Annotated in this window: 19 protein-coding genes; 11 read left to right on the top strand and 8 right to left on the bottom strand. The window is 59.8% G+C overall.

The window, feature by feature from the left end:
• Positions 1–18 precede the first annotated feature (18 nt).
• From AMM41_RS07025 to AMM41_RS07010, 4 genes are all read right to left on the bottom strand, one after another.
• On the bottom strand, positions 19–1,101 hold the full coding sequence (locus AMM41_RS07025; RefSeq protein ID WP_228769135.1) for a sensor histidine kinase: 1,083 nt from the start codon (positions 1,099–1,101) through the stop codon (positions 19–21).
• Between the two features lie 47 nt (positions 1,102–1,148).
• Positions 1,149–2,261: an alpha/beta hydrolase family protein gene (locus tag AMM41_RS07020; RefSeq protein WP_194944642.1), complete on the bottom strand. Its 1,113-nt coding sequence runs from the start codon at positions 2,259–2,261 to the stop codon at positions 1,149–1,151.
• A gap of 120 nt (positions 2,262–2,381) precedes the next feature.
• A complete protein-coding gene (locus AMM41_RS07015) occupies positions 2,382–2,900 on the bottom strand; it encodes a DUF6622 family protein (RefSeq protein WP_089955148.1) in 519 nt (172 codons plus the stop codon).
• Positions 2,901–2,922: 22 nt separating this feature from the next.
• Positions 2,923–3,348 carry a DUF2306 domain-containing protein gene (locus tag AMM41_RS07010; RefSeq protein WP_228769134.1) on the bottom strand — a complete coding sequence of 142 codons (426 nt, stop codon included), beginning with the start codon at positions 3,346–3,348 and terminating at the stop codon, positions 2,923–2,925.
• Between the two features lie 206 nt (positions 3,349–3,554).
• Between AMM41_RS07010 and AMM41_RS07005 the strand changes: the two genes are divergently transcribed.
• Positions 3,555–4,379: an undecaprenyl-diphosphate phosphatase gene (locus AMM41_RS07005; protein ID WP_089955144.1), complete on the top strand. Its 825-nt coding sequence runs from the start codon at positions 3,555–3,557 to the stop codon at positions 4,377–4,379.
• A gap of 48 nt (positions 4,380–4,427) precedes the next feature.
• Here AMM41_RS07005 and AMM41_RS07000 read toward each other — a convergent pair whose 3' ends face one another.
• Positions 4,428–5,417 carry a 2-hydroxyacid dehydrogenase gene (locus tag AMM41_RS07000; protein WP_089955140.1) on the bottom strand — a complete coding sequence of 330 codons (990 nt, stop codon included), beginning with the start codon at positions 5,415–5,417 and terminating at the stop codon, positions 4,428–4,430.
• Between the two features lie 135 nt (positions 5,418–5,552).
• Between AMM41_RS07000 and AMM41_RS06995 the strand changes: the two genes are divergently transcribed.
• A complete protein-coding gene (locus AMM41_RS06995; protein ID WP_089955137.1) occupies positions 5,553–5,945 on the top strand; it encodes a cupin domain-containing protein in 393 nt (130 codons plus the stop codon).
• Between the two features lie 95 nt (positions 5,946–6,040).
• On the opposite strand, the gene AMM41_RS06990 is transcribed toward AMM41_RS06995, so the two are convergent.
• Entirely contained in the window at positions 6,041–7,888 is a 1,848-nt protein-coding gene (locus AMM41_RS06990) for a DEAD/DEAH box helicase (protein WP_089955134.1), read from the bottom strand.
• Positions 7,889–8,324: 436 nt separating this feature from the next.
• Between AMM41_RS06990 and AMM41_RS06985 the strand changes: the two genes are divergently transcribed.
• The 3 genes from AMM41_RS06985 to ettA all read left to right on the top strand — a co-directional run bounded on the left by AMM41_RS06985 (position 8,325) and on the right by ettA (position 12,558).
• Positions 8,325–9,326 carry a Bug family tripartite tricarboxylate transporter substrate binding protein gene (locus AMM41_RS06985; RefSeq protein WP_089955131.1) on the top strand — a complete coding sequence of 334 codons (1,002 nt, stop codon included), beginning with the start codon at positions 8,325–8,327 and terminating at the stop codon, positions 9,324–9,326.
• 196 nt (positions 9,327–9,522) lie between these two features.
• Entirely contained in the window at positions 9,523–10,695 is a 1,173-nt protein-coding gene (locus AMM41_RS06980) for a 3'-5' exonuclease (protein ID WP_194944641.1), read from the top strand.
• Between the two features lie 201 nt (positions 10,696–10,896).
• Entirely contained in the window at positions 10,897–12,558 is a 1,662-nt protein-coding gene (gene ettA / locus AMM41_RS06975; protein WP_089955127.1) for an energy-dependent translational throttle protein EttA, read from the top strand.
• A 541-nt stretch (positions 12,559–13,099) separates the two neighbouring features.
• Here ettA and AMM41_RS06970 read toward each other — a convergent pair.
• Positions 13,100–13,297, bottom strand: a complete 198-nt coding sequence (locus tag AMM41_RS06970; RefSeq protein ID WP_228769140.1) for a hypothetical protein — start codon at positions 13,295–13,297, stop codon at positions 13,100–13,102.
• Positions 13,298–13,464: 167 nt separating this feature from the next.
• Between AMM41_RS06970 and AMM41_RS06965 the strand changes: the two genes are divergently transcribed.
• Positions 13,465–14,184, top strand: a complete 720-nt coding sequence (locus tag AMM41_RS06965) for a pseudouridine synthase (RefSeq protein ID WP_089955319.1) — start codon at positions 13,465–13,467, stop codon at positions 14,182–14,184.
• Positions 14,185–14,514: 330 nt separating this feature from the next.
• Here the strand turns inward: AMM41_RS06965 and AMM41_RS06955 are convergent, their stop codons facing one another.
• Positions 14,515–15,237, bottom strand: a complete 723-nt coding sequence (locus AMM41_RS06955; RefSeq protein ID WP_228769133.1) for an alpha/beta fold hydrolase — start codon at positions 15,235–15,237, stop codon at positions 14,515–14,517.
• Positions 15,238–15,364: 127 nt separating this feature from the next.
• On the opposite strand from AMM41_RS06955, the gene AMM41_RS06950 reads away from it, so the two are divergent.
• The 5 genes from AMM41_RS06950 to AMM41_RS06930 are packed head-to-tail and all read left to right on the top strand — an operon-like array spanning position 15,365 to position 19,983.
• On the top strand, positions 15,365–16,378 hold the full coding sequence (locus tag AMM41_RS06950; protein ID WP_089955114.1) for a YncE family protein: 1,014 nt from the start codon (positions 15,365–15,367) through the stop codon (positions 16,376–16,378).
• Positions 16,362–17,198 carry a polysaccharide deacetylase family protein gene (locus AMM41_RS06945; protein ID WP_089955111.1) on the top strand — a complete coding sequence of 279 codons (837 nt, stop codon included), beginning with the start codon at positions 16,362–16,364 and terminating at the stop codon, positions 17,196–17,198. Before AMM41_RS06950 ends, AMM41_RS06945 begins: the two co-directional genes overlap by 17 nt.
• A 3-nt stretch (positions 17,199–17,201) precedes the next feature.
• Positions 17,202–18,164: a sterol desaturase family protein gene (locus AMM41_RS06940; RefSeq protein WP_089955108.1), complete on the top strand. Its 963-nt coding sequence runs from the start codon at positions 17,202–17,204 to the stop codon at positions 18,162–18,164.
• Between the two features lie 48 nt (positions 18,165–18,212).
• Positions 18,213–19,136 (top strand): EI24 domain-containing protein, encoded by a 924-nt coding sequence (locus AMM41_RS06935; protein WP_089955105.1) that lies wholly within the window; start codon positions 18,213–18,215, stop codon positions 19,134–19,136.
• Positions 19,137–19,158: 22 nt separating this feature from the next.
• Positions 19,159–19,983, top strand: a complete 825-nt coding sequence (locus tag AMM41_RS06930) for a competence/damage-inducible protein A (protein ID WP_089955097.1) — start codon at positions 19,159–19,161, stop codon at positions 19,981–19,983.
• Positions 19,984–20,236: the final 253 nt, after the last annotated feature.

The following is a 20,236-nucleotide window of genomic DNA, read 5'->3' as shown; positions in this document are numbered from 1 at the left end:
GAAGGTGGGGGCCAGCATTCAGGCGTTGGCGTGCGGGTTGTGCAAAGGCAATGTCAACACCACGCAGGTGCCGCCCGTGGGCATGGGGCTGATGTGCATACCGGCGCGTGGGCCATACAGGGTGTGCAGGCGCTGGCGCACATGGCTCAGGCCCCAGGATGCGCTGGGTCGTTCGGCGGCGGGCGTCAAAGGGCGGGCTGCATCGGCCAGCGCCAGTTCGCTGATGCCGCTGCCGTTGTCGCGCACCGTCAGCAGCAGCTGCGCACCTTCGGCGCGGGCCAGCACCTCGATGTGGCCGCCGCTGACTTGGGGCTCCAGGCCGTGGCGGATGGCGTTTTCCACCAGCGGCTGCAGGATGAAGCGCGGCACGGACGCTGTGGCCAATGCGGGCGGCAAGTCCAGCTCAAACGCCATGCGCGGCCCCATGCGGATCGCCATCAGGCTCAGGTAATCGCCCAGACGAGAGAACTCGTCGCCCAGCGGGTGCAGCGCTTGGTACATCGGCAGTCGCGTGGCCTGCAGTGTGGTGCGCAGGTAGTCGTTCAGGTGGTCGAGCATGGCGTGGGCGCGTGCGGTGTCTTGCCCGATCAAGGCCCGCAAATGCGCCAAGGTGTTGAACAGCATGTGTGGCTCCAGCTGCGACTGCAGCAGCATGAGCTGCGCTTGTGTCACCTCGTTGGCCAATGATTCGGCCTTGCCGCGTTGGTGGAAAAACGCGACGAAGGCGGCGCTGAGGGCGAGGGCGCTGACCATCAGGCCCAAAAAGCGGTTGCGGTTGAAATACCACAACTCCCAAGTCGACTTGCCTGAATAAGCATCGCCCACCAGCGTGCCTAACACATAGCCCAGCGGTATACACACCAACAGCATGAGCGTGGCGGGCAGCGCAGGCGGCCAGTAGTAGGGCGCGGGTGAGCGCAGCAGGCGTTTGAAGGCAAAGCGCGGCACATCGGTCAGCAGCCAAATGAAAGTTGAGATGGCGTAGGCGTAAACCAGCGACACATCGAAGGCGCTGGGGTGTCCTTTGGCCACGTTGCCATTCCAGGTGGCCAAGCCGATCAGCAAAGCCACACCCCACACGATCAGCAAGCGTTGGAGCATGGGGCGACGGTGTTGGGGCGGGAGCCAGGCAAGCAGGGTGTTTGTGTTCATGGCCGAGAGAGCTTTTGTTTGAAGAATACCGCGATCTGGTCGAAGGCTTTTTGGCGGTCGGCGTCGGTGAATTCGGGCTTGGGCAGGCCGCCGCGCATTTGGGTGGCAGCCACGGTTTGGGCCACGCTGGCAGGCCAGGGCGAGAGCCAGTCAAAGTGGCCCGCTTGGGGGTGATCGCTCAGGGTTGTGCACGTTTTGCAATGCTGCAACACATGCTGGCTGTGAAAGCGGGGCAGCAGGACACCGTCATCGCCCGATGTGCTCAAGGCCACGGGGATGCGGATGCGTGCCAGGCTTTCGGGGGTGAAGATGGCCCCGACGGGCACGGCCAGGCTGACGGCGACCACACGCGGGTCGGGGCGCGGGTCTGAGGATGCGCTGGGGCTTGCACCGCCGTGCAGGGTTTTGAAGCGGGTGGGTGCAGTGGTTTCGGTCAGCATGCGGCCCATGGCAAATTGGCTTTTGCGCAGCAGTTGCACGCTCGGTTGTGTGGCCACGCCATTGAGGCAAAAGCCGATGTCCTCGTCCAGGTTCTGCGCACAGTGCTGGATCAAATTCAACATGCGCCATTGCGCCCCGGCCAGCACCAAGCCGGTCACGCCGCCCGCCGACATGCCGTGCACGCCTACGCGGCGGGTGTCCACCAGCGGTGCCAGCTCGGGGTCACGCGCCACGGCGTCGATGGTCTCGCTCACGTCTTGTGGGCGGGTTTTCCAGCTCTCGGGGCCTGCTTTGCTGAAGTCTTGCCAGTTGTCGCCCCGGTGCTCGGGCTGGGCCACCACAAAACCGGCGCGGGCCAGTGTGGCGGCCAGGGTGTGTTCGGGCAGGGCGCTGCCTGCGGTGCCGTGCGACAAGACAATCAGCGCCCGTTTGCCCGATGCCGCTGTTGAATCTGCTGGCAAAGGCGCAGCGTTGCTGGCGATGGGGACGGTGAATGCGCCGTAAGTGACGTCTTGAGCCACTGCCGCCGTGGGGTAGACCAAGGTGATGGGCATGCCGTTCGACTGAATCTGGCGCATGCCCACAGAGGTGACTTGGGCCTGGCTGGCGCTGGCGGCCAGCAAGCTGAAGGCGCACGCCAGGCGGGTGAGGGTGTTCAAGAGGGGCATGGGGTTTCTTTCAAGGAGATGGGTTTCGGCAAGACGATGGCCTTCCTTTGTAGGTCGGAGCTTCAGCGCCGACAGTGCTGGCTTTGGCCAAGGTTTCATGTCGGGGCTGAAGCCGCCGACCTACGGGGACAAAGGGACACGCGGGTCCTGGCGTGTGGCCAGTTTCAGCAAACGCAACGCCCGGCCATTGAGCACCCCCGAAAACAAGCCATACACGGCGCTGATGCCGATGGCTGCGTTCAGGCTGTGAATGTGCTCTGGTGCGGTGGCTGTCAGCATGCCCACCCCAAACTTGCAGGCAAAAATCGCCATGAACAAGGCCAGGGGCAGCCAGCTTCCGGGCACGGTGAAGCGGCGTGTGTCTGCGTTGTAGCTTGCGCCAGCCGGGGCAGCACCCCGGCCCAAGGCCCAAGCCACGAGTGCACAGCTGGCAGCCCAGCTGAACAGGCCCAGTGCCAACCAAGGCGTGGGCTGCCACTGCTGGACCACCCCTACCAGCGTGAACACCGTCAGCGCGATGTTGACGCCCAAAAGCCGACGCTTGAGCATTTGCCGTGTGCGGGTTTGCAGCCAACCCAAAGCGATCAGGCCGATCAACAGTGCGAAGACCCAGACGGGGATGTGTTGAAGTGTTTGCATGGTGTTGTGCTTTCTTGAGGTTTCAAATCCAACCCAGCCACTGGCCCCAAACCAGTTGGCCCAAATAACGCCCGGGCAGCAGGGTGAACATGCCTGTGACGATGCAGGCCCAGAAATACAGCCATTGCATGGTTTTGCGGTGGCCGGTGATGTTGCCTTGGGCCAAATACCGGAAGGCCCGGAACAGGCTGAACAGGGTCAGCGGAATGAGCCAATGGATGGGCGTGTAGCCCCAGAGGTTGGGCAGCCGGAAGTCGCGGATGAACAAGCCCGTGAGCGCGGCACCCAGCATGCAAGTGATCCAGGCGTAGCCCAGGGCGCGGTGCAGTTGGGGGCGAAGGGTGGCGCCCATGCGGGCCCAGAGGACCCAGGGGCCGATGGCGACGGCGCTGAGCGCCAGGCTCAGGTGGACGGCGATGGTGGGCGTCAGGGATGAGGGTGGTGGCACGTTTTTACTCCTGAATTTTTACTTGTGCCTGCACTGTGGCGCGTCAATGGCCCGATTGCCATGCGTTTGCGACAGCTGGCAGTTCACGCGGCGCGAGATGCCATGGGCGGGTGTGAATGGCGCACGCCAATGTGCGTTTGCGTCGAATTTATGGAAGGCGTCATGCCCAAGCAACGATAATCCCCCCAGTTTTCCGAGGAGCGTTTGTGGATCTGATCTTGTTGCTGAAAGCCGCCGTGATGGGCGTGGTCGAGGGTTTGACCGAGTTCTTGCCGATCTCGTCGACCGGGCATTTGATTTTGGCGGGGGCTTTGCTGGGATTTGACGATGACAAGGCCAAGGTGTTCGACATCGCCATCCAGACGGGCGCGATTTTGGCGGTGATCATTGTGTATTGGCAAAAGATCAGCAGCACGGTGCGCGCTTTGCCGCACAGTGCCGATGCCCAGCGTTTTGCGCTCAATGTGTTCATCGCCTTTGTGCCTGCTGTGATTTTGGGACTGCTGTTTGGCAAGGCCATCAAGGCGAACCTGTTCACACCCGAGGTGGTGGCAACCAGTTTCATCATTGGCGGCTTCATCATTTTGTGGGCCGAGCGCAGGCAGACCCGCGCCGTGCGCATTGGCGAAGTGGAAGACATGCGTTGGCAAGACGCGCTCAAGGTGGGCTTGGTGCAGTGCTTGGCCATGATTCCGGGCACCAGCCGCAGCGGCGCGACCATCATCGGTGGCATGCTGCTGGGCATGTCGCGCAAGGCGGCGACCGACTTTTCTTTTTACTTGGCCATTCCCACGCTGATTGGCGCGGGGGCTTACAGCCTGTACAAAGACCGCGCACTGCTCAGCCTGGCCGATGCGCCGATGTTTGCAGTGGGGTTGGTGTTCTCGTTTTTGAGCGCCTGGGTGTGTGTGCGCTGGCTGCTCAAGTTCATCTCGACCAACAGCTTTGAGGTGTTTGCCTGGTACCGGATCGTGTTCGGTCTGGTGGTGCTGGGCACGAGCTACTTTGGGTTGGTGAGCTGGGCCGCTTGAGTCCTTTGAGGCCTTGGTGCGGGCGCTTGTCTTGGTGGATGAGCGGGTTCAGGCAGGGCCGTGCAGCACATGGATCAAGGGCTCTCCCCGGCTCAATCGCCCAATGTTGTCGGCCAAAGTGTTTTGGCGGCGGCGCACGGTGCCCTCTGTCCAGCCCGACATGTGGGGCGTCATTTGCACATTGTCCAGCGCCGCAAAGTCAAATTGGGACGGGGCGCATTCGCTTTGTGTGGGTGTGGGGTATTGGTACCAAGTGTCGATCACTGCGCCACCAATTTGCCGCGAGACCAAAGCGTTGTACAGGGCTTGTTCATCGATCACCGCGCCGCGACCGACGTTGATCAAGCAACTGTCTGATCGCATGGCCGACAGGGCTTGTGCGTCTACCAAGCCTCGCGTGGTGTCGGTGAGCGGCAAGCTCACCACCACGGCGTCGGCACTGGCCAGAAAGTCTTGCAGGACGTCCAGCGTCCAGCTTTGGTCGACATGCGCATGGCGGATGGGACTGCGGTTGGCCACATGCACACGCATGCCAAAGGCCTTGGCGCGGTGGGCAATGGCTTGGGCAATGTGCCCAAAGCCCAACAAACCCAAGGTTTGCGCCCCCATCTCGGTGCGCAGGGCGTCAGGGCGACCGGCCCAATAGGTCCAGCGTTGCTGGCGCAGGTCTTGGTCCGCTTGAGCCAAAGGCACATGGCGCATGAGCAAGGCGGCCATGACGTATTCGGCGATGGCGTTCTCGTGGCCAAAACAATTGGACAAGGTGCAGTGGGTGGGCAGCAAGGCGGTGTTGATCGCGTCGGTGCCTGCGGCCGGGGCATGGAACAGGCGTGCCTTGTGCGGCACGGGCATGTGGCTGTGCAATTGGATGCCGATGACCACATCCGCGTTTTCGTACTGGGCCCGTTCGCCCGGCTGATCGAGCGCGTCACTCAGGTCTGCAATGGTGTGTTCAGGGCCAATGAGTGATTCAAAGCCCGGCCGAAAATTGGCGGCGTTTTGACCGTGAAAAACGATTTTCAAGGGTTGGGGGTTCATGGCGTTTTTGGGAGGGTGTGATGAGGTTGAGTGGCTTTGAACTATGCCAGACACCCCCAAGTTCCAAGCGAGGTGCGTGTTGCGGGTGCGACCCGTCAGCGACAATGGGGCCTTGTTTTTGTGAGGCTCTAGGCCATGACCCAGTTGAAAAAAGTTGTTTTGTTCACCGATACCGATGGCCGCGCACGTTTTCGCGACGAATGGGTTCCTTTGACTGAAGGCACGCCGCAAAGCCGTTTGTCAGCCTTGATGGCCGCGAGTGCTTGTCAGTTGCGGCAAAGTCCTGTGGGCTTTCGCAGCAGCTTTCATTGCACGGGCAGCCCGCAGTGGTTGTTTGTTTTGGGCGGTCAGATGGAAATCTTTTTGCAAGATGGCACTTCGCGTGTCTTTGGCCCGGGCGAGTTTTTCTATTCGGCCGATACCTTGCCCGAGGGTGCGATCTTTGACGCCACGGTGCACGGCCATTGGAGCCGCCAAGTGGGGGCGGACCCCTTGGTGACATTGTTTGTGCGAGACGGTGCGCTTTGAGGCGATAGCGCGTCTGGCGTGCTGGGGAGCATGAGCCCCAGGCAAAAAAAGAGCCTGCATCGGCAGGCTCTTGGAGGGACTTGAAAAACGCTGGATCAGCGGCCAAAGCCACCGCGATTGCCGCCGCCACCGCCGCCGCCGCCAAAACCACGGCCGCCACCATTGCCGCCGCCGTAACCCCCACCACCGCCGCCGCCATGGCGTCGACCACTGCTGGCCAGGCTGTCAATGCTGGTGCGTGTGGGGTCAGGCTGGCCGCTGGTGCGAACCGGCTTGCGGTTGGGCAAGTCCAGGCGTGCAAACTGCGTTGTTTTCAGGGGGTCAATGTGACGTGGCAACTCGTCATCGTGGTTGCGACGGTCTTGGCCGCCACCTTGTGGGCCACGGTTCGGGCCACGGCCTTCAGGACGTGGACCACGCGGAGCGGGACGACCCTGGCCATCGCCCCGGTTGTCAAAGCGCGGGTCGCTGCGTTGATCTTGGCCGCGACCGCCGTCACGGTTCATGCCTTCGCGGCGACCGTCGCCTTGGCCTTCAAAGCGCGGTGCGCCTTGGGGGGCGGTGCGGCGTGAGGGTGCGGGGCCGTTGCGCGGAGCGCGTGCGGGGCCTTGGCCTTCGCCACGGGCCTGACGCGGACCGCCAGCGCCACCGACAGCCACTTTGTTGTCACGGATGCGTTGCATCATGTCTTGGCGTGCGGCCTTGGCGGCTGCGGCCATCACATCACGGCTTGGGGGCTTGCCTGCGCCGCCCCACAGGGTCTGGCGACCCATGGCGATGGGCTCGGCCACTTCACCTGGCTCAGGGCCAAAGCCTTCGAGCAACTGGACTGGAATCTCTTGCTTGGTGAAGCGCTCGATGTCCATCATGAAGCCTTCTTCGTCCAAGCAGACCAGGCTCACGGCCTCGCCGCTGGCGCCCGCGCGGCCTGTGCGGCCAATGCGGTGTACATAGTCTTCGGACACGTTGGGGATTTCAAAGTTCACGACGTGTGGCAAGTCTTCGATGTCGATGCCGCGAGCGGCAATGTCGGTGGCAACCAAAGCGCGGATCTCGCCGCTCTTGAAACCGGCCAGCGCTTGTGTGCGGGCGGTCTGGCTCTTGTTGCCGTGCAGGGCCATGGACTTGACGCCATTTTTGGTCAGGAAGTCGGCCACATTGTTCGCGCCGAACTTGGTGCGGGTGAACACCAGCACCTGGCTCCAGTCGTGCTTTTGGATGATGTGCAACAACACGTCTTTTTTCTTGCTGCGGCCCACAGGGTGGATCACCTGCGTGATGCGCTGCACCGTGGTGTTGCTGGGCGTGACTTGAATGCTTTGCGGGTTCTTGAGCAGGTTGCCTGCCAATTCGCGAATTTCGTCGCTGAAGGTGGCCGAGAACAGCAGGCTTTGCTTTTCTTTGGGCACCAGGGCCAGCACTTTTTTCACGTCATGGATGAAGCCCATGTCCAGCATGCGGTCGGCTTCGTCAAGCACCAAAATTTCGATGCTGGACAAGTCCAGGAAGCCCTGGCCTTGCAGGTCGAGCAAACGGCCGGGTGTGGCCACCAGAATGTCCACGCCTTTTTTGACCTTGCTGATTTGCGGGTTCATGCCCACACCACCAAAGATCACGGTGGAGTCGAGCTGCAGATATTTGCCGTAGTCGCGCACCGACTCTTCGACTTGGGCGGCCAATTCGCGGGTGGGGGTGAGTACCAAAGCGCGAATGGCTTTGCCGCCAAAGCGGTTTTTGCCGGGCTCACTCAGGCTCAGCTTGTGCAGCAAAGGCAAGGTGAAAGCGGCAGTTTTGCCGGTGCCGGTTTGTGCACCGGCCAACAAGTCTTGTCCAGCCAGAACGGCAGGAATGGCCTGGGCTTGAATGGGGGTGGGGGTTTCGTAGCCGAGCTCACGCACCGCTTGCATGATGGCCGGGGCCAGGTTCAATTCTTCAAAGTTCATTTTTACAGAGCGCCATGTCCGGCGCAGGCATCGGCTCATTCAACTGCTGTTGGCAGTGTCCAGTGTTGGCCGATAAGTCTTAAGGTGGGCATGGAAACCACAGGCGCTTGTTTTGAGCGTTGCCTGGGTCAGGCCCCAGCAGGAGTGCTGATGTTGCAGCAACTGGAGGCCGCAACGAGTGCGATTGTCGCACAAGTTGTGCGAGTCGCTTCCCCGCATGTTTTTGTGGGAGCGACGCCCCCGTCGCGATGGGGCCTTGCAGACCCACACCCACCGCCTCGATGGCAGGGTGCCTTCATGGAGCACCGCCCTGATCCCTCTGCCCACAACAAGCGTCTGACGTCATTTGGGGGGCATGGGTTTAAACCCCAATTCAATGAATGCGCTGTGCCCCCTAGACTGAAAGGCATATTTTTATCTTTGCAAGCACCACACCATGAAGTCCACACACCCACGTCGTACCTTTGTTCAAGCTTCGGCATTGGCCGCAGCGGCCTTGTGCGCCTGCAGCATCTTGACCCCCGTTTGGGCTCAAGCGGCCAAATGGCCGTCCAAGCCCATCAAAATCGTTGTGGCCTTTCCGCCCGGCGGCCTGACCGATGCCTATGCCCGCAATTACGGCGAATACCTCTCGGGCAAGCTGGGGGTGCCGGTGGTCATTGAAAACAAACCCGGTGCTGGGGCCATCATTGGCATTGACGCAGTGGCCAAGTCGCCTGCCGATGGTTACACCTTTGGCATGAGCACCTCGGGCACCTACTGGCAAAACCGCATCCTTTATTCCAAGCTGCCCTATAACTTGGACAAAGACCTCACGCCCGTGACCGTGTTCCCGTCCGGCCCACTGGTCGTGGGCATCAACGACAAGATCCCGGCCAAAAACATGGCCGAGTTCGTGGCTTGGGCCAAAAAGAACCCGACCTCCATGGGCACGTATGCACCGGGTTCTTACCCCCATATGGTGGCTGACCAGACCAACCGCCAGCAGGGCACCAGCATTCAGTCGGTGCACTACCGGGGCGAAGCGCCCATGTGGCTCGATGTGGCTTCGGGTCAGTTGCAAATCGCTGTGGGCAGTTTTCAGGCTTACAACACCGTGTCCACCCGGGGTGTGCGTGCCATTGGCGTGACCGGCAGCTACCGCTCGCCCAAATTGCCCGATGTGCCCACCCTGACCGAGCAAGGCAACACCGAAAAACTCGTCACCCTTGAAGGCGGCTTGCCTTTGGTGGCCCCCGCCGGCACACCTGAAGCCATCCTCAAACGCATGGCCGACGAAGCCGTGGCGTGGTCCAACACCGACAAGGCCGCCAAACTGCGCGAAACCTTTGCCATTCCCAACAAGCCCAAAAACCTGGCCGACACGCGCAAGGACTGGGAAGGCGAGGTGCCCGTCTGGATCAAGCTGGCGGTGGATTTGGGGATCAAGCTGGATTGAATCCAGGCGCTGCAAGCGCCCAACCTTCACTGCGGGCATCACCGCACTTTGCCCGACCAACAGCGACAACTTGCCTGCTCCGGCGGTGTTTGCGCAGTCAATCGTGGAAGACCCGCAAGCCGCGCTGGAGCAATTCAAGCTGATTGCAGGCGATTTGGGTGCCGATGTGCCCGAAGTCGCGGTTTAATCTCGCCCTATGAACAAAAGCGACCAGATGAGTTTTTTCGGTTTTGAGCCGGGCGGGGTGGACAAGCCCAAAAAGCCAGGGCGTCCCCGCCTGGCTCAGGCTCCAAGTCGGCCCCGTGCGGTTGTTCCGACAGGGCCTGTGGCCGACGCGCCTGCTTTGCTGGATCTGCCGCCAGCGGATGCGCCCACTGTGGCTGGCCATGACACCCCAGCCTTGTCCCCCGCGTCGGTGCAAGGGGTGCAGGCGGCCTTGCAAGCCCCGACCCAAGCCCTCAGTGTGATGTCCGACCACGAAGCCATGGCCCAGGCCCTGGCACAACACCCCGACTTTCGCGTCTTGCGCCGTCTGGTGCCGTGCGCCGACTATGGCGGTTTGCACGGCCAGGCCACGCAGCGGGTGATCGTGCTGGACACCGAAACCACCGGGCTGGACAGCAAGGGTGAAAAAATCATCGAACTGGCCATGTTGTCGGTTCTGATGGATGTGGCCACCGGTCTGCCAGTGGGGCCCGTCACGGTTTACGAGTCGTTTGAAGACCCGGGCAAGCCGATTCCGCCTGCCATTCAGGACATCACGGGCATCGACGACACCATGGTCAAGGGGTGGCGCATTGACGATGCGGCCGTGGGGGCGATGGTTGAGCAAGCCGACCTGATCGTGGCGCACAACGCTGGTTTTGACCGGCCTTTTGTCGAGGCTCGCTTTCCGGTGTTTGCCCGCAAAGCCTGGGCTTGCTCTTTTTTGGGCATTGACTGGAAAAAAGAGGGCAGCGGCTCGGCCAAGCTGGAGTTTTTGGCGGCTGAGCGCGGCTGGTTTTACGATGCGCACCGGGCCCAAGTCGATTGCCATGCCTTGCTTCAGGTGCTGGCCTCGCCCCTGGGGGATGGTTTGACAGGTTTGTCGCGCCTTTTGGCGGGGGCCGGGCAGACGCGTTACAAATTGCGGGCCACGGGTGCCCCGTTTGAGGCCAAGGACAAGCTCAAGGCACGGGGTTACCGCTGGGACGGCGAAGGCCGAGTCTGGTGGTGCAGTGTGGGTTCAGACGCCTTGTTGGATGCCGAATGTGACTGGCTGCGCGACGAGGTGTATGGCCGACGCAGCGCCCGGGTGATGCTGGAGGCCTTGGACAGCTTGGTGCAGTTTTCCAGCCGTCCGGGCTTGCAGACCGAACGCCCCTTGTAGGGGTCTTGCCCTTGGGGTGAATGCTTGTGGTCTGCGAGTGGTCTATCGCGACGAGGGCGTCGCTCCCACAGGGGCAGCCTCCAACAAGGGCAGCCGTCTACAGGTAGAGTCTTCCAATGGGATTGCCTCATCTGTTTGATGCGCCGTTATGGCAAGCTGGGATAATGTGCGGTTGTTGGTAATTTTTTCAGGCGGGTATACATGGCTCAATACGTATTTTCGATGAACCGGGTTGGCAAGATCGTGCCGCCCAAGCGTCACATTCTCAAAGACATTTCGCTGTCTTTCTTTCCCGGTGCCAAGATTGGCGTGTTGGGCACCAACGGCTCGGGCAAGTCCACTTTGCTCAAGATCATGGCGGGCATTGACAAAGAAATCGAAGGCGAAGCCATCCCCATGGCGGGCCTGAAGATTGGGTATCTGCCGCAAGAGCCGGTCATGGACCCTGAGCAGACCGTGCGCGAAGCCGTCGAAAGCGGCATGGGCGAAGTCAAGGCTGCGCAAGCCCGCCTGGAAGAGGTGTATGCCGCTTACGCCGAAGAAGACGCCGACTTTGACGCCCTGGCCGCTGAGCAGGCCAAGCTTGAAGCCATCATCTCCACCGCCGGCGATGCGTCTGAGCACCAACTCGAAATTGCCGCCGATGCCCTGCGCCTGCCCGCTTGGGACGCCATCATTGGCAAACTCTCTGGCGGTGAAAAACGCCGTGTGGCCTTGTGCCGTTTGTTGCTGTCGCGCCCCGACATGTTGTTGCTTGACGAACCCACCAACCACTTGGACGCCGAATCGGTCGATTGGCTCGAGCTGTTCTTGCAGCGTTTTTCGGGCACCGTGGTGGCCATCACCCACGACCGTTATTTCCTGGACAACGCCGCCGAGTGGATTTTGGAACTTGACCGGGGCTCCGGCATTCCCTACAAAGGCAATTACTCCAGCTGGCTGGAGCAAAAAGACGCCCGTTTGGCCACCGAGCAGCGCACCGAAGACGCTCGCTCCAAGGCCATGAAGAAAGAATTGGAGTGGGCACGTTCCAACCCCAAAGGCCGCCAAGCCAAGAGCAAGGCGCGTTTGGCCCGCTTCGAAGAGTTGTCAGACCACGATTACCAAAAGCGCAACGAGACGCAGGAAATTTTCATTCCCGTGGCCGAGCGTTTGGGCAATGAGGTGTTCGAGTTCAAAAACGTCAGCAAGTCTTTTGGTGACCGTTTGTTGATCGACAACCTGAGTTTTCAGGTGCCTGCGGGCGCGATTGTCGGCATCATTGGCCCCAACGGTGCCGGTAAATCGACTTTGTTCAAGTTGATCGCCGGCAAAGAGCAGCCTGACAGCGGCGAGGTCAAGATCGGCCAGACCGTGCGCATGGCCTTTGTGGACCAAAACCGCGATGACCTGAACAATGACAAAACCGTGTGGGAAGACGTCTCGGGGGGCTTGGACATCTTGAACGTGGGCAAGTTCCAGATGGCCAGCCGCGCGTATTGCGGTCGCTTTAACTTCAACGGGGGCGACCAGCAAAAGAAGGTTGGCATGTTGTCGGGGGGTGAGCGCGGTCGTTTGCACCTGGCCAAAACCCTGATTGCAGGCGGCAACGTCTTGTTGCTGGACGAGCCATCAAACGACTTGGATGTGGAAACCTTGCGGGCCTTGGAAGATGCGCTGCTGGAGTTTGCGGGCTCCATCATGGTCATCAGCCACGACCGCTGGTTCCTGGACCGCATTGCCACACACATTTTGGCCGCCGAAGGCGACAGCCAGTGGGTGTTCTTTGACGGCAACTACCAAGAGTATGAAGCCGACAAGAAGCGCCGTCTGGGCGAAGAAGGTGCCAAGCCCAAGCGCGTGCGCTTCAAGGCATTGAAGTAATTAGCAGCTTGCACCACCACAACGGGTCCTTCGGGGCCCGTTGTCATTAAGGGGTGGTCTGCAAGGCTTGATCGCGGCGAGGGCGCCGCCCCTGCAAGGAAAGCCTGCACGTTGCAGGAGCCCCGCACAAGGAACTGCCTGCCTTTGTAGGAGCCCCGCCCCCGGGGCGATGGGGTGGTGGTCTGCAAGGCTCGATCGCGGCGAGGGCGCCGCTCCTGCAAGGAAAGCTTGCACGTTGCAGGGGCCCCGCACAAGGAACTGCCTGCCTTTGTAGGAGCCCCGCCCCCGGGGCGATGGGGTGGTGGTCTGCAAGGCTCGATCGCGGCGAGGGCGCCACTCCTGCAAGGAAAGCCTGCACCTTTGCAGGAGCCCCGCACAAGGGACTGCCTGCCTTTGTAGGAGCCCCGCCCCCGGGGCGATGGGGTGGTCAAAAAGGCTTTATCGCGGCCAGGCCACTGCGGTCAAAAAAGCATTGACGCCAACATCGTGAGGCCGGATCAACAAGTCATGCGCTTCACAGCGGAAGCTGCCAGCCAACCGGCTACAGGCTGGACAGCCGCGCTCGAGCCTTGTCTGCCCACAGTTGCAGGTTGTCGAGCAAGTCTTTTTGGCTGAACGAGCAGCTTTCGCCGCTGAACAAGGCGCTGGACTCGATGCGGTCCAGCAAATCGCCCAAAACAAGGCCAAACTTTTCCGGCAATGGCAAGCTGGCCGCATCGCTGCGCCACTGGCGGATCATGTCGGTTTGCGGCAAACCGCCTTGTTGGCAGGCTGCCAGCGTGTCGGTCATGCGGGTCAGGGTGTCCAGGGCGGCATTCATGGGCAAAGGTCTCCGGCAAGGTGGGGTTTCAGGGGGCGAATTCGCGGCGACAATCATGCCCCATGAAAGCCAAATCTCTCAAACCCATGCGCCTGGAAGACATTTTGTACAGCCAGGGTTTTGGCACCCGCCGGGTGTGTGCCGGTCTCGTGCAGCAAGGTTACGTGCAAGTCAACGGTGAACCTGCCACCGATTCGGGCGAATTTTTTGACCTGCAGGGTCTGCATTTCAAAGTGCAAGGCACCGATTGGCCATTCAAAGAGCACGCTTATGTGCTGCTGAACAAGCCCTCTGGAACCGAGTGTTCGCAAAAACCTTCGACTTGGCCGAGCATTTACACCTTGTTGCCCGCACCCCTGCGTCAGCGTCCGCAAAAGGCCGCCGTGCAGGGCGTGCAGGCGGTGGGCCGACTGGACCAGGACACGACGGGTTTGTTGTTGTTGACCGATGACGGCCAGTTTATTCACAAGATGAGCTCGCCCAAGCACCATGTGCCCAAGGTGTACGAGGTGACCACCAAGCACCCGATCACGCCCGAGATGGTGAACAAGCTCTTGTCTGGCGTGGTGCTCGACGATGACCCCAAGCCGGTCAAAGCCGCCGCCTGCGAGGCTGTGGGCGAATTGCACATGAAGCTGACCCTGACCGAGGGCAAATACCACCAGGTCAAACGCATGTTGGCCGCAGTGGGCAACCGGGTTGAGGGCTTGCACCGTTCGCAAATCGGCGGCTTGGTGCTGGCCGATCTGGCCCCAGGTCAATGGCGTTGGTTGACAAACGAAGACCTGGCCTTGCTCAAGCCCTGAGCAGGCTGTCCAGGGTTGGCACGTTTTCTAAGGCGGCGCTTGACCCAAGCCAAATGCTGCGATCCGTGTGGACGCTCCGCATCATGGGCGATGTGTTTTTATAGAAGCCCCGCCCCCAAGGCGATGGGGGGTGGTCTGCAGGGCATGATCGCGACGAGGGCGTCGCGCCTACGGGGGAAGTCCTGCATTTTGTGGGAGCCCGGCACAAGGAACGGCTTGCATTTGTGGGAGCCCCGCCCTCGGGGCGATGGGGGGTGGTCTGCAAGGCTTGATCGCGACGAGGGCGTCGCTCACAAAAAAAAGCGTTGATGCAAACCGCATTCGGCTGGATCAATAAAGATGACCCACAAACTTTTGCACGGCTTGCGCAACAGCCTCGGGCTGGTCTCGGTGGGGTGAGTGTCCGCAATCTGGCAGTTTGAGCCGCTGTGCATGTGGCACAGCGAGGGCGATGTCGTCGATCTGGGCCATGGTGCCATAGGGGTCGTTTTCGCCTTGAATGGCCAGCAAGGGGGCAGTGATGCCCTGCAGTTCGGGGCGGATGTCAAACGCGCGAAAACCATCGCTCAGCCAGACATCGTTCCATTGCCAGAAGGCGCAGTCCACATCGGCATGAAAAGGGGACAGGCGCTGGCGCAGGGGGCCGTTTTCGTAGGCATCACGGGCGGCCGTGATGGCCTGCAGTGAGATGGTTTCGACCATCACATGTGGGGCCATGACGATGCAGCCTGCCACGGGGTGATGGCTGGCGTGGATCAGTGCAATGGTGCCGCCGTCTGAATGGCCCAGCAGCACAGGCCGCTCCATGCCCAAGGCCGTCAGCAAAGCTGGCAACACTTCGAGGGCTTCGTGGTGCATGTAATCAGGGCTTAAACGGCCATGCCTGCGCCCTCCGGTTTGCCCGGCGGGACCGCGCACATCGGCCACCGGATCGGACTGGCCATAGCCTTGACGCGAATAAACCAGACCCGCGCAGCCAAGCTGTTGGCACAAGCGTGTGGGCCAGTCGCGCCACATGGCGATGCTGCCCAAACCCTCGTGCAGGAAAACCAAGGTGGGACCGGGGCTTTGTTGTGCCTGGGTGTGAAGGGTCTGGAATTCAAGATTCACACCTTGAATGCTTATTTTTGAGAGGGGTTTGATTTGCATCGAAGTTCCTGGGGAGGGGCCGATTACACTTATGAGTGATTTTGAAAGCGGTTTTGTGATTTCTTTTCTCTCTGTCATTCGTTTTTTAGCTTTGACTTTTTTAGGGTTTCAGCTTCTCAGTGTTTCGGCTCAACCCCCGGCACCTATTTTTGTATTGAATTCACTCGAAGGTAACGTCAGTGTGATCGATCCGCTCACCTGGAAAGAAAACAAACGCATCCCAACGGGCAAAGAGCCCCACCACCTTTATCTGACGCCCGATGAAAAATCGGTCATTGTGGCCAACGCCATGAGCGACTCGCTGACCTTCATTGACCCCAGAACGGCCCAAGTTCAACGCACTGTGACGGGCATTCTGGATCCCTACCACCTGCGGTTTTCGCCCGACATGAAGTGGTTTGTCACGGCTGCTAACCGATTGAACCATGTGGACATTTACCGTTGGGATGGCCAAAACGCGCATTTGTCCAAGCGCATTTCCACCGCCAAAACCCCCAGCCATTTGTGGATTGACAGCCGCAGCAAGATCGTTTGGGCCAGCATGCAAGACAGTGATGAAATTGTTGCCATCGACTTGGGGACCCAGACTGTGAAGAGCCGCACCCGGGTGGGCTCGGTTCCCGCCGATGTGTTTGGCACGCCAGACGACAAGTTTTTGCTTGTCGGCTTGACGGGCAGTGATGGTGTCGAGGTGTACGACATTTCTGGTGCCCAGCCCAAATGGGTCAAAAAATTGGTGACCGGCAAGGGAGCCCATGCTTTTCGGGCCAAAGGCGACCAGCGCCATGTGTTTGTGAGCAACCGCGTGGCCAACACCATCAGCCAAATTGATTATGTGAACATGACCGTGGTGGCTCAGTTGCCTGCCCCCTCAGGACCTGACTGCATGGACATCACGGCCGATGGCAAATACATTTTGGTGGCCTCCAGATGGGCTAAAAAATTGACCGTGATTGACATTGCTGAACGCAAAGTGGTGCGTCAGATTCCCGTCGGTAAATCGCCACACGGGGTGTGGACGCTGGACCATGCACCGCGCAACTGAAATTTGGGTGAGGTGTGTGGTTTTGGCTGCAGGGGCAGCCTTGCCGCTGCTGGCCGGTGCTGCATCTTGTAAACAAGCGGTTTACTTGACCTTTGACACCGGACACATGGGCGTGGCGCCATGGGTGGCCGAGGTTTTGAAGCGGCAGGACGTGCGGGTCACGTTTTTTGCCGCCCACGAAAAGACCCAACAAGGCGATGGCTCCTTGGGTGAGCATTGGGCCCCTTGGTGGCGTGAGCGTGCACTGGAGGGGCATGCGTTTGCGACGCACACTTGGGACCATGCCTATTGGCGAGGTGACTTGGGCACGCCCGACAAGCCCTTGTTCAAGATCAGGCCCAGTTCGGGTGAGCAAGTGGGCCAGAATTTGGTGTGGACACCCGCTGTGTATTGCGAAAACTTGCAACGTGCAGCACGACGCTTGCAGGCGCTGACGGGCCAAGCGCCTTTGCCCTTGTTCAGGGCACCCGGCGGCAAAACGTCTCCCGCTTTGTTGTCTGCCGCCAAGGCTTGTGGATGGACCCATGTGGGTTGGTCGGCTGCTGGTTTTCTGGGAGATGAATTGCCCAGCGACAGCCATCCGAATGCCGCATTGCTTCAAAAAGCATTAAAAAACATTCGGTCTGGCGATGTGCTGATGGCCCATTTGGGCATTTGGTCGCGCCAAGACCCTTGGGCACCCGCCGTTTTGGAGCCGCTGATCGTGGGTTTGAAGGCCAAAGGGTTTTGTTTTGCAACTTTGCGCGAACACCCGCAATACCGTGCCGTCATGGCGCAACAACCCCTGAGTGGAACGGGCGTTCAACCTTCAGGAAAATGAGGCATGGACGCTCTGATTGAAACTTTTGCCACTCTGCAACAGACGCTTTTTGAAGCCTGGGTGCAGCCTTTGGTTTTTGGCATGGGCCAAGGGCATTTGCTCGACAAGGCCTTTGAAGGGGCCGGTTGGTTGGTCGTGGGTTTGTTGCAAATCTTGATCTTGGTGCTGGTCATCGGTCCACTCCAACGCCTTTGGCCCGCTGAGCCTGTGGTGTTTCCAAAGGCCATCAGGGTGGATGTGGTCTACACCTTGATCCATCGCCTGGGTTTGTTCAAATTGGTGATGTTTTTCACTTTGGACCATGCGTTTGAGCAAGGCTGGGGTTTGCTGCGCGCCATGGGCTGGCCGACTTTTCACCTGGATGCGCTGTGGCCCGGTGTGACCGATCAGGCCTTGGTCAGTTTTGTTCTGTACCTGGTGTTCTTCGATTTTGTTCACTACTGGCTTCATCGGGCACAGCATCAGTCCAACACCTGGTGGGCTTTGCACAGCTTGCACCATTCGCAGCGGCAAATGACCATGTGGAGCGACAACCGCAACCACTTGCTCGATGACATGGTGACCAGTTTGATTCTGTCGACTGTGGCGGTGCTTCTGGGCGTGGGCCCGGGGCAGTTTGTCGCCTTGGTGGCCATCAGCCAGTTGAGCGAAAGCTTTCAGCATGCCAATTTGCGCATTGGGTTTGGCCCTTGGGGTGAGCGGCTGTGGGTCAGTCCGCGCTTTCACCGGCGGCACCACAGCATTGGCATCGGTCATGAGTTTGATGTGAAGGGCCAAAAAGTGTTGGGGGGCTGCAATTTTGGTGTCTTGCTGCCTTGGTGGGACGTGCTGTTCGGGACCGCCGATTTTCAGCAGCGCTACGACCCCACGGGGGTGCGTGACCAAGTGGAGCAGGGGCGTGATTACGGTGACGGGTTTTGGGCGCAGCAGCGCCAGGGTTGGCGGCGCTTGTGGGGGCGAGCCTGATGGCTTGGGGCGGTTCGGCTTTGGCGCAGTGCTGTTAAGCTTTCATCCATGAAATTGTTGATGGACTCCTTTTGGCGTGCTGCGGTGTATTGCCTCTACCCCCGGGTGATTGGCTTGTCCTTTTTGCCCTTGGTGCTGATCGTGGCGCTGTCTTGGTTGCTGGGTTATTTTTATTGGGACCTTGCCGTGACTTGGGTCCGCACTTGGCTGGATGCCTCGAGTTGGTTGGAGGTGGTGTGGCGTTGGCTCGAAGGCATTGGCTTGCCGCAATTGAAAACCGTGGTGGCCCCCTTGTTGGTGATTTTTTCAGTCACCCCTTTGGTGGTGGCAGCTTCCTTGGTGGCGGTGTCTTTGCTGATGACCCCTGCGTTGACCCGTTTGGTGGCCGATCGGCGATTTCCCGGTCTTGAGCGCAAACGAGGCGGCAGTTTTTTGTTCAGTTTGTGGTGGACTGTTTTGTCTTTGATGCTGGCGCTGGGGGCCTTGTTGTTGACATTGCCCATGTGGCTGGTCCCCCCATTGGCCATGGTCTTGCCGGCTTGCATTTGGGGCTGGCTGACCTACCGCGTCATGGCTTTTGATGTGTTGGCCGAATTTGCCAGCGCCCAAGAGCGGCAAACCCTGATGGCACGCCACCGCATGAGTCTTTTAGGCATGGGCGTGTTCACGGGCTTGATGGGTGCTGCACCCAGTTTGGTGTGGGCCTCGGGGGCGCTGTTTGCAGCCGCTTTTGTGATTTTGGTGCCCATCGCCATTTGGATTTACACCTTGGTGTTTGCATTTTCCTCACTGTGGTTTGCCCATTTTGTGCTGTTGGCCTTGCACCAGTTGCGCAGCGAGCCACCCTTGGACGACTTGGCCGGTTCCATGCCCTTGGCGCCGACTTCACCACACAGTTCTGCGCGTTTTGGAAATTCCGAGTTCAAGCCGGTCCATGATGTGACCGATGTCCAGGCCCGCGCCGCTGATTGATCCACTCTGAAGGATTTGACCCATGACCTCCACAAGCCCAGTTTTTGGCCTGATCATCATTGGCGATGAAATCATGTCAGGCAAACGCCAAGACAAGCACATGCCCAAAGTCATCGAGCTGATGTCTGCGCGGGGCCTGAATTTGTCGTGGTCTGAATACGTGGGTGATTCACCCGAGCGCATCACGGCCACCCTTCAAAGGGCGTTTGCATCATCGGATGTGGTGTTCAGTTGCGGCGGCATTGGTGCCACACCCGACGACCACACCCGCCAGTGTGCCGCTCAGGCTTTGTCTGTGCCCTTGGCCTTGCACCCGCAAGCCAAGCTCTTGATCCAAGAGCGCATGCAAGACACGGCCAAAGAGCAGGGCACGGTCTACGACCCTGATCGGCCAGACAACGTCCATCGACTGAACATGGGGGTGTTTCCGCAAGGCGCAGCCATCATCCGCAATCCCTACAACAAGATCCCTGGTTTCAGTTGTCTGGGGGCCGGAGGTGGGGCGGTGCACTTTGTGCCGGGTTTTCCGGTCATGGCGTGGCCCATGATCGAGTCGGTTCTGGACAGCCAATACAGTGCTTTTTTTCGACAGGGCGCCTATGTCGAAAAATCCGTGATCATTTTGGGGGCCATGGAGGCCACGCTCACACCTTTGATGGAGTCGATTGAGGTTGCGCATCCCGGCGTCAAAGTGTTCAGTTTGCCCAGTGTGGATCATCCTCAATGGGGCCGTCACATTGAGTTGGGGGTCAAAGGTGAACCGGATTTGGCCGATGCGGCTTACCGAGCACTGCGTGAGGGGCTGTCTTCCTTTTCTTTGACGTATGGCCCTGAATTGGTGCGATAAATTTATTTGCACCAAATAAGTGCATTTATGCATCGTTCGGGTGCATTGATGTCGCCCCGTTGGGCGTCTCTGGAACCCGTTTCGGGGCAACAGTGACTGATCGAGGCCCTGTTCCTCAAGCCGGGTCCCTTGTGATACTGGCTTTTTTCCGAGTGATGCAGGGCCAATGGGCTCAGCTCAAGGCACAATTGCAGCTTGTTCAAATGTGGTTGACTGAGTCAAGTTGGCACAAAAACTGCAAGAACTCTGTGTT

The sequence above is a fragment of the Limnohabitans sp. 2KL-3 genome (assembly GCF_001269405.1).
In the GTDB taxonomy this organism is placed as follows: domain Bacteria; phylum Pseudomonadota; class Gammaproteobacteria; order Burkholderiales; family Burkholderiaceae_C; genus Limnohabitans_A.
This window is presented reverse-complemented; position numbering and strand designations above follow the sequence as displayed.

Excerpts from the sequence above, each read along its gene's own strand:
- AMM41_RS07025 (WP_228769135.1), bottom strand. The coding sequence starts at position 1,101 with ATGCTCCAACGCTTGCTGATCGTGTGGGGTGTGGCTTTGCTGATCGGC.
- AMM41_RS07020 (WP_194944642.1), bottom strand. The coding sequence starts at position 2,261 with ATGCCCCTCTTGAACACCCTCACCCGCCTGGCGTGCGCCTTCAGCTTG.
- AMM41_RS07015 (WP_089955148.1), bottom strand. The coding sequence starts at position 2,900 with ATGCAAACACTTCAACACATCCCCGTCTGGGTCTTCGCACTGTTGATC.
- AMM41_RS07000 (WP_089955140.1), bottom strand. The coding sequence starts at position 5,417 with ATGAACCCCCAACCCTTGAAAATCGTTTTTCACGGTCAAAACGCCGCC.
- AMM41_RS06995 (WP_089955137.1), top strand. The coding sequence starts at position 5,553 with ATGACCCAGTTGAAAAAAGTTGTTTTGTTCACCGATACCGATGGCCGC.
- AMM41_RS06990 (WP_089955134.1), bottom strand. The coding sequence starts at position 7,888 with ATGAACTTTGAAGAATTGAACCTGGCCCCGGCCATCATGCAAGCGGTG.
- AMM41_RS06985 (WP_089955131.1), top strand. The coding sequence starts at position 8,325 with ATGAAGTCCACACACCCACGTCGTACCTTTGTTCAAGCTTCGGCATTG.
- AMM41_RS06980 (WP_194944641.1), top strand. The coding sequence starts at position 9,523 with ATGAACAAAAGCGACCAGATGAGTTTTTTCGGTTTTGAGCCGGGCGGG.
- ettA (WP_089955127.1), top strand. The coding sequence starts at position 10,897 with ATGGCTCAATACGTATTTTCGATGAACCGGGTTGGCAAGATCGTGCCG.
- AMM41_RS06970 (WP_228769140.1), bottom strand. The coding sequence starts at position 13,297 with ATGATCCGCCAGTGGCGCAGCGATGCGGCCAGCTTGCCATTGCCGGAA.
- AMM41_RS06965 (WP_089955319.1), top strand. The coding sequence starts at position 13,465 with ATGCGCCTGGAAGACATTTTGTACAGCCAGGGTTTTGGCACCCGCCGG.
- AMM41_RS06950 (WP_089955114.1), top strand. The coding sequence starts at position 15,365 with ATGAGTGATTTTGAAAGCGGTTTTGTGATTTCTTTTCTCTCTGTCATT.
- AMM41_RS06945 (WP_089955111.1), top strand. The coding sequence starts at position 16,362 with ATGCACCGCGCAACTGAAATTTGGGTGAGGTGTGTGGTTTTGGCTGCA.
- AMM41_RS06940 (WP_089955108.1), top strand. The coding sequence starts at position 17,202 with ATGGACGCTCTGATTGAAACTTTTGCCACTCTGCAACAGACGCTTTTT.
- AMM41_RS06935 (WP_089955105.1), top strand. The coding sequence starts at position 18,213 with ATGAAATTGTTGATGGACTCCTTTTGGCGTGCTGCGGTGTATTGCCTC.
- AMM41_RS06930 (WP_089955097.1), top strand. The coding sequence starts at position 19,159 with ATGACCTCCACAAGCCCAGTTTTTGGCCTGATCATCATTGGCGATGAA.